The sequence below is a fragment of the Cognatilysobacter lacus genome (assembly GCF_008274655.1).
Classification (GTDB): Bacteria; Pseudomonadota; Gammaproteobacteria; order Xanthomonadales; family Xanthomonadaceae; genus Cognatilysobacter; species Cognatilysobacter lacus.
In genome coordinates this window covers 17,097-29,664 of record NZ_VTRV01000013.1, presented here as the reverse complement: position 1 = coordinate 29,664, position 12,568 = coordinate 17,097, and the positions used below count along the sequence as shown (strand labels likewise).

Sequence of the window (12,568 nt, the reverse complement as noted above, 5' to 3'; positions counted from 1 at the left end):
TTCGGTCGCCGCGTGCGAGCGCGTCCGGCAGGCCGACGCGGTGGCGAGGCCGGCGCGCGCTAGTTGTGCGCGTGCGCCATCGACGCGAGCGTCCATCCCGCGATGTCGCGGTCGACGCGTGCAAGCGCGCGATCGAATGCGTCCACCACCTGCGGCACGGTCGTGTCGGTGGCGGGTTCGGCCTGGAGGAAGGTGCGGGAGGCGACCACGTCGGTCCCGTCCTTGCGCACCAGCTTCGCGCTGACTTCGATGGTCGCGCTCGGCGTGGCGGCACCCGCGTAGTCGGCTTCGAAACGACGGATGTCGAGCAGCAGGCGGAAGTCCCCGCTGACACCGCTGCTGTCACGCGCGACGGCGCGCAGCCGGCCCGCGTCCTCGAACGTACGCAACAGCGAGGCGGTCAGCATTTCGGACGGTCGCTGGGCCCACACGCCGTCCTTGTAGACCTGCAGTTCCTGCGGCGTCGGGCGCACCGCGATCCGCAGCGTGTCGTACGAACGGATGATCTGCGGCGGCGCGATCGTCAGCTGAGCATCGACGCGCGGCCACGATGCGTCGGCGGCCACGTGCGCAACCGGCGCGAACTGTCGCGGCGGTTCCTTGTGTCCGCCGAGCAGCGAGCAGGCCGGCAGCGCGGCGGCGATGACAAGCGCGCCCAGCGCGCGCAGCAGCGGGGCGGACGGCGGATTGACGGGCAGGGCGCTCATTTGGGTTCGAATTCCTTCGGACGTTCGCGCCCGAGAAGGTAGTTGGCCGGCCCGCTGTCGAGGCGGTCGGTGACCTGGCGAAGGTCGCGCACCAGTGCACGCAGTTCCGTCAGCGTGGGCGCGACCTGGCCGAGGCCGTCGTTCGCGAAGGTGTGGATCGCCGCGCGGTTGTCGTTAACGATGCCGTTCGCGCCACTCGCCGCGGACTCCAGCTTGTCGAGCGTGCGGTCGAGCTTGCCCACCAGCGCCGGCAGCTTGCTCGCGAGGTCGCGGTCGACGCCCTTCACCACGCCGTGCGCGTCGACCAGCGTTGCGTTGAGTTCGGCGCTCGACGCCTTGGCATTGATGATGACGTCACGCAGGTTGGCCCGATCGGCGGCAAGCGAACCGGTCAGCGCGTCGATGTTGTTGAGCGTGTTCGACACGTGCTGGATGTTCTTCTCGCTCAGCACTTCGTCCAGCCGCGCGACGAGGCGATTGGCGGTGTCGGCGATGTTCTGCAGCGCCGAGGACTCCGTCTGGATGACCGGCTTCTCGCGGTGGTCGACGCTCACCAGCAACGGCGCGCGCGGGCTACCACCGGTGAGCTGGATGAACGGCGGCCCGGTGATGCCGCTCTGCGACATCTTCGCGCGCGTGTCGGTCTTGATCGGCGTCTCGGCCTGGATGCGCAACGTGGCAAGCACGCGTCGCGGATCCTCCGGCGCAAGCCGCAGGCTCTCGACGGTGCCCACCGAGATGCCGTTGTACTGCACCGAGCTGCCTTCGGAGAGGCCCGTGACAGGCTCGTTGAAGACGACCGAATATTCCTGCCAGTTCTTCTCGGACGAATACTTCGCCGCCCACAGGGCGAACAGCAGGAGCACCGCTGTCACCAGGATGGTGAAAACGCCGATGAGGACGTAATTGGCCTTCGTTTCCATGGGGCGCGGGGTCCGGTCGGGGCTCGAGTCAGCGGGATTCTTGATTGCGTTCGCGTCCCGTCTGCGCAGCGCGCGCACGGGGGCCATGGAAGTACTCGCGCACCCACTCGTGATCGAACTGTTCGACCTCGGCGATGGGTGCGGCGACGATGACCTTGCGGTCGGCCAGCACGGCCACCCTGTCGCAGATAGCGTAAAGCGTGTCCAGATCGTGTGTGATCAGGAATACGGTCAGCCCGAGCGCTTGCTGCAGCGTGCGGATCAGATGGTCGAACGCCGCCGCGCCGATCGGGTCGAGGCCCGCGGTGGGCTCGTCCAGGAACAGCAGGGGCGGATCGAGCGCGATCGCGCGCGCCAGCCCGGCGCGCTTGCGCATGCCGCCCGACAGTTGCGAGGGCAGTTTGTCGATCGAATCGGCCGACAGGCCGGCCAGCTTCACCTTCAGCAACGCGATTTCGCGACGTAGCGAATCGGGCAGGTCGCGGTGGTATTCGCGCAGCGGGACTTCGACGTTCTCGCCCACGGTGAGCGACGAGAACAGCGCGCCGTCCTGGAACAGCACGCCGGTATTGCGTTCGATGTGGCGGCGCGACGTGGGATCGCCCTGGCGCGCGTCGACGCCGAGCACCTCGATCTCGCCGGCGTCCGGCGTGCGCAGCCCGAGGATCGAGCGCATCAGCACCGACTTGCCGGTGCCCGAACCGCCCACCACGCCGAGGATCTCGCCTGGCATCACGTCCAGGTCGAGCCCCTCGTGCACCATCTGGTCGCCGAAGCGGTTGACCAGCCCGCGCACGCGCACGACGGGCTCCTTGCCGTCCGTGCGCGCGATGGTGGACGCGCCCGATCCGGTGCCGGCGACGCCTTCGAGGATCGAACCGGTCGAACTCACCAGCCCACCGCCATGAACCACAGTGCGGCGATCGCATCGAGCACGATCACCAGCGAGATCGCCTGCACCACCGACGACGTCGTGCGCTCGCCGACCGACTGCGCCGTGCCTTCCACCTGCAGCCCCTCGAGGCAGCCGACCAGCGCGATCACCATCGCGAAGAACGGCGCCTTCGACAGGCCGACCCACATGTGTCGCACCTCGATGGTGTCCTGCATGCGCGCGATGTATTGCTGGGGCGGGATGTCGAGCCCGTAGGCGCCGACGGTCAGGCCCCCCAGCAGGCCGGCGATCATCGCGACGAACGTCAGCAACGGCAGCATCGCGAGCAGCGCGAGGACGCGCGGGATCACGAGAAGGTCGATCGGGTCCATGCCGAGCGTGCGGATGGCATCGACTTCCTCGCGGCTCTTCATCGCGCCGATCTGCGCGGTGAATGCGCTGGCCGTGCGGCCGGCAAGGATGATCGACGTGAGCAGCACCGCGAATTCGCGAAGGAACGCCACGTCGACCAGCTGCACGACGTAGATCTGGGCGCCGAAGTCCTTCAGCACGTTCGCGCCGAGGAACGCGATCACCGCACCGACCAGGAAGCTCAGCACCGCGACCAGCGGGGTGGCGTCGAGTCCGACCTGCTCCATGTGGTGCACGAGCGCTGTCACGCGAAAGCGCGACGGCTCCTTGAGCGTGCGGAGCATCTTGACCAGCACCTCGCCCAGGAAGGCGATCAGCGCGAGGAATTCCTGCCAGTTGTCCTTGACCGCAAACCCGAGGCGCCCGAGCGCGGCTGCCACGCCGTATTCCCGTCGGCGCTTGGGGCGATCGTCGGCCACGTCCTCGATGGCCGCCACCAGCGCGCGGTGCTCGTCGCGGAAGGTGAAGCTGTCGAAGTCGGTGCCGCAGCGGCGCGACCAGCGCAGCAGTTGCAGCACGCCGAGCGAATCCAGCCGCGTGACGGCGCTCGCGTCGACCGATTTCAGGTCGCAGGGCGCCGCCTTGAGCAGGTCGCCGATCGGCACCGCGTGCTCGAGCGTCCACTGCCCGGACAGGCGCGCGCTGCCGGATTCGGCATCGGTCTCGAGGGAGGGTGGCGTGGCGACGGGTGCATTCATGCTCGCGGCGGAGCATACCGGCTCGGCCGTGCGCGGGTTGCATGCGATCCTGTCGCGATGACGGCGCCCTTCAGCGAAGCCTCCTATTCAGCGCGCATCGAGTTCATGGTCGAGCTCGCGCAGCGCCTGCACCGCTACGGCACCACTGCCGACCGCCTCGAAGGCGCGCTGACCGCGGTGGCGTCGCGGCTCGGTATCGGCTGCGAGCCGTGGTCGAACCCGACCGGCCTGATCCTCACCTTCAGCGATCCCGGCCGGGAGACCGGCCAACGCGACGCCACGCGCGTGCTGCGCCTCTCGCCCGGCGACGTCGACCTGCACCGGCTTGCGCAGACCGATCGCATCGCCGAGGAAGTGCTCGCGGGCTCGCTCGACCCCGCCGATGCGAAAACGCAGATGCGCGCGCTTGACGCACCGCCCACCCCGCTGATGCAGCGCGCGGAGGTGGTCGCGTTCGGGCTCGCCGCCGCCGCGGTCGCCGGGCTGCTGCGGTTGCCGTGGCTCGATATCGGCGTCGCGGGTGTGACCGGCTTGCTGATCGGCCTGCTGTCGAACGTGTCGGAATCGCGGCCGCGCGTGCGCACCGGTTTCGAGGCACTCGCGGGCATGCTGGCCGGCACGATGGCGGTGCTGGCCGGGTCGCTGATCGCACCGCTCAACCAGAACACGGTGATGATCGCGTCGCTCGTGGTGCTCTTGCCGGGGCTCACGTTGACCAATGCCGTGAGCGAGCTCACCGGCCAGCAACTGGTGTCCGGCACTGCCCGTTTCGCCGGCGCGCTTACGACGGTCCTGAAGCTCGGCATCGGCGTGCTCGTATCGCTGTATGCGCTCGACTTGGCCGGGTTCTCGCCGGTGGCCCGCGCGTCGCACCCGCAGCCGGCGTGGATCGAATGGCTGTCGCTCGCGCTGGCGTCGTTCGCGTTCGCGGTGCTGTTCCGCGCCAGCTACCGCGACTACCTGCGCGTGATGTGCGCGGCGGCGCTCGGTTACCTGATCTCGCGCTTCGTCGGCGAGGCCGCGGGCAGCCCGGCGGGCGTGTTCCTCGCCGCGCTGTCGATGACCGCGATCGGCAATGCCTACGCGCGCTGGTGGCACCGGCCGGGCGCGATCATCCGCGTGCCCGGCATCATCATGCTGGTGCCCGGCAGCACCAGCCTGCGCGGCCTGCTGAGCCTGATGCAGCATCAGGACGTAGGTGCGGGCCAGGTGGCGCTGCTCGCGGTGATGAACGCGCTCGCGGCGCTGGTGGCGGGCCTGCTGTTCGGCAACATGCTGTTGCCGCCGCGACGGAATCTGTGACCCGTCGTCAGCGGCCGCGCGCGTGCCAGAACTGCCAGCCCCAGGTGCCGAGCGCCGCCAGCACGACGATCCAGATCGCGACGATCACGACCGCCATGCCGCGACTCGTCGGACGGTCGATCGCCTCGCTCGCGCGCAACTGCGCAGCGGCCGCGACCTCCGCGGGCAGCCAGCACATGACCAGCGCGATGCCGAGCGGCACGATGATCACGTCGTCGAGGTAGCCGAGGACCGGGATGAAATCGGGGATCAGGTCGATCGGGCTCAGCGCGTAGGCGGCGATGCCCATGGCGAACAGGCGCACCGGCCACGGCGTGCGCGGATCACGCGCAGCGAACCAGACGACGAGCGTCTGGCGTTTCAGCGAGCGCGCCCAGCCGCGCAGGCGTTCGGTGAGGGTGGGCATGCGAGCAGCCTCAGGGTGCATCGGTGAGCGCTGCATGAGCCCGCGGCGACGCCGGTGCCCGGCCGGCCTCGTGATCGGTCAGCGAATGAGGAACTCGTCCAGCGCCCGGCCCTTGTCGGTATGCGCCTGCAGCCAGCGGGGCTGCTTGCCGCGACCGGCCCAGGTCTCCGATGCGTTTTCCGGATTACGGTACTTCGGCGCGACCTTGCTGCCAGCCATCTTCGAAGGCTTGCGGTTGCCGGTGCGCGCAGGCGTCGTGCTCGTGGTCGCGCCGCCGGAACCGGCGTTGCGCGGGCCGAAAAGTTCCGCGATCGAATACCCCTCGGCGCGCGCGATCTGCTCGAGACGACTGCGCACGGTGGCGACGGGTTTGCGCTTGCTGAGGATGCTGCGACGCTTCTTGGCCTGGTTGATCAGGGCCTCGAGTTCCTTGGCGGACATGCTGTTGAGATCGACTGCCATGCTTATCTCCGGGTAACTCGAAAAGAAAATGGGCCGCCCTTCGCGGACGGCCCATCGTAACCAGCGCAGTTAATGGCGTAAATCCAACGCGATAATCAGGCACCGCTGACGCGCGCGATCGCCGCGTCGCGATCGAGCTGCTCGGCCTCGCTGGCGCGGCGATGGCGGTACTCGTAGGTTCCGGCCTGCAGACCGCGCTCGGACACCACGATGCGATGTGGAATACCTATCAGTTCGATGTCGGCGAACATCTGGCCGGCGCGCAGGCCGCGATCATCGAGAACGGCGTCGATACCGGCCCGTTGCAGGTCCTGATACAGCGACTGCGCGGCCTCATCGACCGCATCGACGTTCTTCGGGTTGATCACGCAGACCGCCACCTGCCACGGCGCGATCGCGTCGGGCCAGATGATCCCGTTCGCGTCGTGGTTCTGCTCGATCGCCGCCGCGACGATGCGCGACACGCCGATGCCGTAGCAGCCCATCGCCGGCGTGATCGCCTTGCCGGATTCGTCGAGCACGGTGCACTTCATGGCCTCGGCATATTTGCGGCCCAGCTGGAACACGTGGCCGACCTCGATGCCTCGGGCAATGCCCAGCGTGCCGTGCCCGTCGGGCGACGGGTCGCCTTCTACCGCGTTACGGATATCGGCCACCAGCGCCGGCTCCGGCAGGTCCCGGCCGAAGTTCACGCCGGCGAGGTGGTAGCCGTCGGCATTGGCGCCCACGACGAAATCCGCCATCGCGGCGACGCTCCGGTCGGCGACGACGAAGATGTCCCTCGCGGCGTTGACGGGGCCCAGGAAGCCGGGCGACGCGCCAAGGTGGTCGCGGATTTCGGCTTCGGTGGCGAGGCGGTACTCGCTCATGCCCGGCAGCTTGGACAACTTGATCTCGTTGACGACGTGATCGCCGCGCACCAGGGCGAGCACGAATCGCGGGTTGTTCTCGGGGTCGGTGCCCATCATCGCCACCGACTTCACGGTGCGCGCGAGCGTGATGCCCATCAGCGCGGCGACGTCCTCGCAGGTTTTCTGCGTCGGCGTATCGACGCGGCGCATCGCCTCCGCCGCGGCCGGGCGTTCGCCGGGCGAAACGGCCTCGGCCAGCTCGACGTTCGCCGCGTAGTCGGAGCCGGTCGAGAACGCGATCGCGTCCTCGCCCGAATCGGCGAGCACGTGGAACTCGTGCGACGCGGAACCGCCGATTGCGCCCGTGTCGGCGAACACCGCGCGGAATTTCAACCCCAGCCGCGTAAAGATGCGGCCGTAGGTGTCGTACATGTTCTTGTATTCGCGGCCAAGATCCTCGTCGGTCGCGTGGAAGGAATAGGCGTCCTTCATCAGAAACTCGCGCGCGCGCATCACGCCGAAGCGCGGGCGGATCTCGTCGCGGAACTTGGTCTGGATCTGGAAAAAGTTGACCGGCAACTGCTTGTAGCTGGCCAGTTCCTGCCGTGCGAAGTCGGTAATGACCTCCTCGTGCGTGGGGCCGTAGCAGTACCAGGCGTCCTTGCGGTCCTTGATCTTCAGCAGCTGGCCGCCGAACTTTTCCCAGCGCCCGGTCTCTTCCCACAGCTCGCGCGGTTGCACGGACGGCATCAGCATCTCGATCGCGCCTGCCGCGGACATTTCCTCGCGGACGATGCGTTCGACCTTGCGCAGCACGCGCAGGCCCAGCGGCGACCACGTGTACAGCCCGACCGCGAGCTTGCGGATCATGCCCGCGCGCAGCATCAACTGCTGGCTAGCGACATCGGCGTCGGCCGGCGTTTCCTTGGTGGTACGGAGATGGAACTGCGACAGGCGCATCGGCGGTTATTCGGCGCGGAAAAACGCCATTCTGCCACGCGCCCCCGGCCTGGCCGGGAATTGCCCGGCGCGTCGTCTCAGCCCTTGCGCGTGGTGACCGCGTCGGCCGCCGGCTTCTCGCAATAAAGCTCGACCTGGCCCTCGGCCACCTTCAGGCGCGCGGCGCGCTCGGCAGCGGTGAGTTCGCGATCGATCTTGCCGTCCTTGTTGTCGTCGACGCCGACCCTGGCGGTGCCCTGCAGCAGCGTGAAGTTGCTGCGGGCGTTCGAGCAGTCGGAGTTGGCGACCGCCTTCGGCGCGGTCGGCGGCACCGGGCGCTCACCGAACGTGCGGGCCTTCATCGTCTGCCCGGCCGGCGGCGCGTCGGCGTAGTGGGTAACGCCGCGGGCGTCCTTCCACGTATAGACCTGCCCGGCGGCGACTGGCAGCGCCACGGCCATCGCGAGGGGAAGGAAAGCGGAGGCGAAGCGGATGGGCCGGCCCATGGCGGCTCCGAAGGTGGGGGATTCGGCCGATTCGAACACCGCCGGGCCGCCGGGGCAAGGGATACACTTTCAAAATGGAATCCATGCCACCGGGCGTTCAGCCCCGTCCGCGCGCCCGCGGCATCTACCTGCTGCCGAATCTCTTCACCACCGGCGGCATGTTTGCCGGCTTCTACGCGATCATCGCCGCGGCCCAGGGGCACTTCCCGGACGCCTGCGTCGCGGTGTTCGTCGCGGCGATCCTCGACGGGCTGGACGGCCGCGTGGCGCGGCTCACCAACACCCAGAGCGAGTTCGGCGTGCAGTACGACTCGCTGGCCGACCTGGTCAGCTTCGGGGTGGCGCCGTCGCTGCTCATGTACCACTGGGCGCTGGATTCGCTGCGCATGGACGGCGCCACGCCAGGCAAGATCGGCTGGATCGTCGCCTTCCTCTACGCCGCCTGCGCCGCGCTGCGGCTCGCGCGCTTCAATGCGCAGGTCGGCCAGGTGGACAAGCGCTGGTTCATCGGCCTGGCCAGCCCCGCGGCGGCCGGGCTGATGTCGAGCTTCGTCTGGACGTGCGAGAGCTTCGACCTGTCCGGCCGCGACCTGCGCTACGTCGCGCTCGGCGTCACCGTGTTTGCCGCTCTGCTGATGGTCAGCCGCCTGCGCTACTTCAGTTTCAAGGGCGGCGCCGCGCGCAACGACCGCGTGCCGTTCCTGGCGATCATCCTGGTGGTCGGGGTGCTGGTGGCGGTGGCGATCGATCCGCCGACGGTTCTGCTTGGCGTGTTCGCGCTCTATGCGCTGTCGGGATTGGGGTACTGGGGCTGGCGGCGGCTCCGGCGGCCGGCGGAGGTCACCGCATGAGCCTGCCGTGGAGCGCGCAGCAGGTCGAATGGTTGCAGGCGATGGGCCTTGATGTGCTGCGCACGCGCGCCGTCGAGCCGGAGAGTCGGCAGTCGTCGGAATCGATGGCGGCGGCAGTTGCCGGCATTCCCGCAGGACTGGCGCGAGTGGCGCGCGGGATCGACCTGGCGCCGCTGGTCGAGAGGGTCGGCATTCCGCGTGACGCCGCGTCGCGCCGCCGGTTCTGGCGGGCGCTGCGGCCATTGCGCAAGGCGTCGCGGCCGGGATGAGCGCGCGGCCTTCGAGCCCCGGCGAAGTCGCCTCGCTGCGGCCGATGCGGGAGCAGGACGTCGACGGTGTCTTCGCCGTCGAGCGCCGCTCCTACGAATTCCCATGGACCGCCGGCATCTTCCGGGACTGCCTGCGCGCCGATTACATCGCGTGGGTGCTCGACGTCGACGGCGCGATCGCCGGCTATTTCCTGGTCAGCCTCGCCGCGGGCGAAGCGCATGTGCTCAACATCTGCGTTGCGCCGGAGCACCAGGGGCGCGGCCACGGCAAGCGCCTGCTGCGTGCCCTGCTGCACGTGGCGCGGTCCCGCGGTGCGCAGCGCGTGTTCCTCGAGGTGCGGCCGTCGAACCGCGGTGCGATAGCGATGTACGACAAGGAAGGCTTCAACGAGATCGGGCGGCGCCCCCGCTATTACCCCGCGCGCGATGGCCGCGAGGACGCTGTGGTGATGGCGATGGAACTGCTGCCGCCCGACTGAACCGCCGCGTCGATCAGCCCAGCTTGGCCCGCTGCGCTGAAAGCGCGTCCTGCTGCGACGTCCAGTCGACCAGGCGCTTGCGTTCCTGCTCGACCACCGCGGGCGGTGCATTCGCCACGAACGTTTCGCTGGCGAGCTTGCCGCGGCACTTCGCGATCTCGACTTCGACGCGCTTGATCTCCTTGTCGAGTCGCGAGCGCTCGGCACCGAGATCGACGAGGCCTTCGAGTGGCACAAAAAGTCGGATGTCCCCCAGAACCGCGGTGGCCGCCGCCGGTGGTTCCGTCTCGATCCAGTGCACACTTTCGGCGCGCACGAGAGACTTGAGTTGAGGCTCGTAGCGCGTGATGGCTATCGCAGCCATGTCGTCGCGCGGGCCCTGAACGAGCAGTTGGATGGGCTTGCCCGGACTTATGCCGAGTTGACTGCGGATGGAACGGATTTGAACGACGACCGCTTGGAGCGCCGACACAGTCGATGCAGCCGACACGCTTTCAGCATCGCTCGGCAGCGATTCCCAAGTTGGGTACTGCTGAATACTTACGGTCGTAGCGTCTAATCCAAGGCGCGGCGCGATGTGTCCCCAGATTTCGTCTGTGACGAACGGAATGATTGGGTGCAGTCCCCGTAGGGTTTGCTCGAGCACGTACAGCAAGACATGCTTGGTGTTTCGAGACGACTCAGAGTCGCCCAGCTGCAGCTCGGCCTTCGAAAATTCCAAGTACCAATCGCAGAGCTCGTTCCAAGTGAAGTCGTACAACTCTTGCGCAATGTAGTCAAAACGATATGCAGCAAATGCATCCTGCACGTTTAGCATGGTGTTGCGGAGGCTGTGGACGATCCACCTGTCGAAATCGGACCGTAGCTCCGGGACACCGGAGGCAGAAAAACCCTCGGTGTTCATCAGCACGAAACGAGCCGCATTCCACAACTTGTTGCAGAAATTCTTGTAGCCCTCGGCGCGGTTGAGGTCGAACTTGATGTCGCGGCCATGCGTGGCGAGCGCGGCGATGGTGAAGCGCAGCGCGTCGGCGCCGAACGCAGGTATGCCGTCCGGGAATTCCTTGCGCGTCGCCTTCTCGATCTTCGGCGCGTCCTTCGGGTTCATGAGCCCGGTGGTGCGCTTGGCGACGAGGTCATCGAGCGAGATGCCGTCGACGAGGTCGATCGGATCGAGGACGTTGCCCTTGGACTTCGACATCTTCTGGCCGTGCGCGTCGCGCACCAGGCCGGTGATGTAGACGTCCTTGAAGGGCACTTCGCCCGTGAAGTGGTCGGTCATCATGATCATCCGGGCGACCCAGAAGAAGATGATGTCGAAGCCGGTGACCAGCACGCTCGACGGCACGAAGCGGTCGAAGCCGCGCTCGCGCATCAGCGCCTCGTTCGGCCAGCCCATCGTGCTGAACGGCCACAACGACGATGAGAACCACGTCTCCAGCACGTCGTTGTCCTGCGTCAGCGCCATCGACGCGTCGATGCCGTGCTTCGCGCGCACCTCGGCCTCGTCGCGACCGACGTAGGCGCGGCCCGTGGCGTCGTACCACGCGGGAATGCGATGGCCCCACCACAGCTGGCGCGAGATGCACCAGTCCTGGATGTTCTCCATCCAGTGGCGGTAGGTGTTGATCCAGTTCGGAGGGACGAACTTCACCGCGCCGCTTTCGGCGAGTTGAAGCCCGCGCGCGCCCAGCGTGTCCATCTTCACGAACCACTGGTCCGTGAGGTACGGCTCGATGACCTGGCCCGTGCGGTCGCCGCGTGGCACCTGCAGCTTGTGCGGCCTGGTTTCGAGCAGCAGCCCCTGCGACTCGAGGTCGGCAAGCACGGCCTTGCGCGCATCGAATCGATCGAGGCCGCGATACGGCTCGGGCACGCCGGCCTCCTCGGCCAGCACGCCGTCGAGGATCTTCGCGTCCGGCGTGAAGATGTTGATGAGCGGCAGCGAATGCCGCTGGCCGACTGCGTAGTCGTTGAAGTCGTGCGCCGGCGTGACCTTGACGACGCCGGTCCCGAACGCGCGGTCGACGTAGTCGTCCGTGATCACCGGGATGCGGCGGCCCGTCAGCGGAAGCACCACGGACTTGCCGTGCAGCGACGCATAGCGCTCGTCATCGGGATGCACCATCGCCGCGGTGTCGCCGAGCATGGTTTCCGGGCGCGTGGTGGCGACGACGAGGTAGTCGCGCGTCTCGCGCAGCGTCTCGTTGCCGTCCTCGTCGCGCTCGACGTAGGCGTACGTTTCGCCGTCGGCGAGCGGGTAGCGGATCGACCAGAGCGAGCCGTCCTCTTCCTCGTTCGCCACTTCGAGATCCGAGATCGCGGTCTTGAGCACCGGGTCCCAGTTGACGAGGCGCTGGCCGCGGTAGATCAGGCCGTCGTCGAACAGGCGTACGAAGGCCTCGCGCACGGCGTCGGCCGCCATCGGATCCATCGTGAAAGTGCTGCGCGACCAGTCGCCCGACGTGCCCAGGCGGCGCATCTGCCGTTCGATCGTGTCGCCGGAGGCCTGCTTCCACTCCCAAACCTTCTCGATGAAGCCGTCGCGGCCGAGCGAGTCGCGCGTCTCGCCTTTGCCTTCCAGCGCGAGGTTGCGCGAGACCACCATCTCGGTGGCGATGCCGGCGTGGTCGGTGCCCATCTGCCACAGCACGTCGAAGCCGCGCATGCGGTGATAGCGCACCAGTGCGTCCTGCAGCGTGTGCTGGAACGCATGGCCCATGTGCAGCGTGCCGGTGACGTTCGGCGGCGGCAGCAGGATGCAGTACGGCTCGCCATGCCCGCTCGGCTTGAAGACGCCGCTCGCCTCCCACTGTGCGTAGAGGCGCGCTTCGAACTGTGTCGGGTCGTAACCGGGGGCGAGGGACAT

Annotated in this window: 13 protein-coding genes; 4 read left to right on the top strand and 9 right to left on the bottom strand. The window is 67.9% G+C overall.

Going from position 1 to position 12,568, the window contains the following annotated elements:
* Window positions 1–59: 59 nt before the first annotated feature.
* The 4 genes from FW784_RS02390 to FW784_RS02375 are packed head-to-tail and all read right to left on the bottom strand — an operon-like array spanning window position 60 to window position 3,634.
* Entirely contained in the window at window positions 60–707 is a 648-nt protein-coding gene (locus FW784_RS02390) for an ABC-type transport auxiliary lipoprotein family protein (protein WP_149351759.1), read from the bottom strand.
* Window positions 704–1,630 carry an MlaD family protein gene (locus FW784_RS02385; RefSeq protein WP_149351758.1) on the bottom strand — a complete coding sequence of 309 codons (927 nt, stop codon included), beginning with the start codon at window positions 1,628–1,630 and terminating at the stop codon, window positions 704–706. Before FW784_RS02385 ends, FW784_RS02390 begins: the two co-directional genes overlap by 4 nt.
* 28 nt (window positions 1,631–1,658) lie before the next feature.
* On the bottom strand, window positions 1,659–2,462 hold the full coding sequence (locus tag FW784_RS02380) for an ABC transporter ATP-binding protein (protein ID WP_235893541.1): 804 nt from the start codon (window positions 2,460–2,462) through the stop codon (window positions 1,659–1,661).
* A gap of 56 nt (window positions 2,463–2,518) precedes the next feature.
* Window positions 2,519–3,634 (bottom strand): ABC transporter permease, encoded by a 1,116-nt coding sequence (locus FW784_RS02375; RefSeq protein WP_149351757.1) that lies wholly within the window; start codon window positions 3,632–3,634, stop codon window positions 2,519–2,521.
* Between the two features lie 57 nt (window positions 3,635–3,691).
* On the opposite strand from FW784_RS02375, the gene FW784_RS02370 reads away from it, so the two are divergent.
* Window positions 3,692–4,936, top strand: coding sequence for a threonine/serine exporter family protein (locus FW784_RS02370; protein WP_149351756.1), 1,245 nt, complete (start codon window positions 3,692–3,694; stop codon window positions 4,934–4,936).
* Between the two features lie 7 nt (window positions 4,937–4,943).
* Here FW784_RS02370 and FW784_RS02365 read toward each other — a convergent pair whose 3' ends face one another.
* The 4 genes from FW784_RS02365 to FW784_RS02350 all read right to left on the bottom strand — a co-directional run bounded on the left by FW784_RS02365 (window position 4,944) and on the right by FW784_RS02350 (window position 8,100).
* The gene (locus FW784_RS02365; protein ID WP_149351755.1) at window positions 4,944–5,342 is read right to left on the bottom strand and encodes a YkvA family protein; all 399 of its coding nucleotides are present in this window, start codon (window positions 5,340–5,342) and stop codon (window positions 4,944–4,946) included.
* A gap of 78 nt (window positions 5,343–5,420) precedes the next feature.
* Window positions 5,421–5,804: an H-NS histone family protein gene (locus FW784_RS02360; protein WP_149351754.1), complete on the bottom strand. Its 384-nt coding sequence runs from the start codon at window positions 5,802–5,804 to the stop codon at window positions 5,421–5,423.
* Between the two features lie 95 nt (window positions 5,805–5,899).
* Window positions 5,900–7,615: a proline--tRNA ligase gene (locus FW784_RS02355; protein WP_149351753.1), complete on the bottom strand. Its 1,716-nt coding sequence runs from the start codon at window positions 7,613–7,615 to the stop codon at window positions 5,900–5,902.
* A 77-nt stretch (window positions 7,616–7,692) separates the two neighbouring features.
* The gene (locus tag FW784_RS02350) at window positions 7,693–8,100 is read right to left on the bottom strand and encodes a DUF4124 domain-containing protein (protein WP_149351752.1); all 408 of its coding nucleotides are present in this window, start codon (window positions 8,098–8,100) and stop codon (window positions 7,693–7,695) included.
* 83 nt (window positions 8,101–8,183) lie between these two features.
* Between FW784_RS02350 and pssA the strand changes: the two genes are divergently transcribed.
* The 3 genes from pssA to rimI are packed head-to-tail and all read left to right on the top strand — an operon-like array spanning window position 8,184 to window position 9,699.
* A complete protein-coding gene (gene pssA / locus FW784_RS02345; RefSeq protein ID WP_425481571.1) occupies window positions 8,184–8,951 on the top strand; it encodes a CDP-diacylglycerol--serine O-phosphatidyltransferase in 768 nt (255 codons plus the stop codon).
* Window positions 8,948–9,220 carry a hypothetical protein gene (locus tag FW784_RS02340; protein WP_149351750.1) on the top strand — a complete coding sequence of 91 codons (273 nt, stop codon included), beginning with the start codon at window positions 8,948–8,950 and terminating at the stop codon, window positions 9,218–9,220. Before pssA ends, FW784_RS02340 begins: the two co-directional genes overlap by 4 nt.
* Window positions 9,217–9,699: a ribosomal protein S18-alanine N-acetyltransferase gene (gene rimI / locus FW784_RS02335; protein ID WP_149351749.1), complete on the top strand. Its 483-nt coding sequence runs from the start codon at window positions 9,217–9,219 to the stop codon at window positions 9,697–9,699. The genes FW784_RS02340 and rimI overlap by 4 nt, the downstream gene beginning before the upstream one ends.
* A gap of 13 nt (window positions 9,700–9,712) precedes the next feature.
* Here the strand turns inward: rimI and FW784_RS02330 are convergent, their stop codons facing one another.
* Complete coding sequence (locus tag FW784_RS02330; protein WP_149351748.1) at window positions 9,713–12,568, bottom strand: valine--tRNA ligase; 2,856 nt, start codon at window positions 12,566–12,568, stop codon at window positions 9,713–9,715.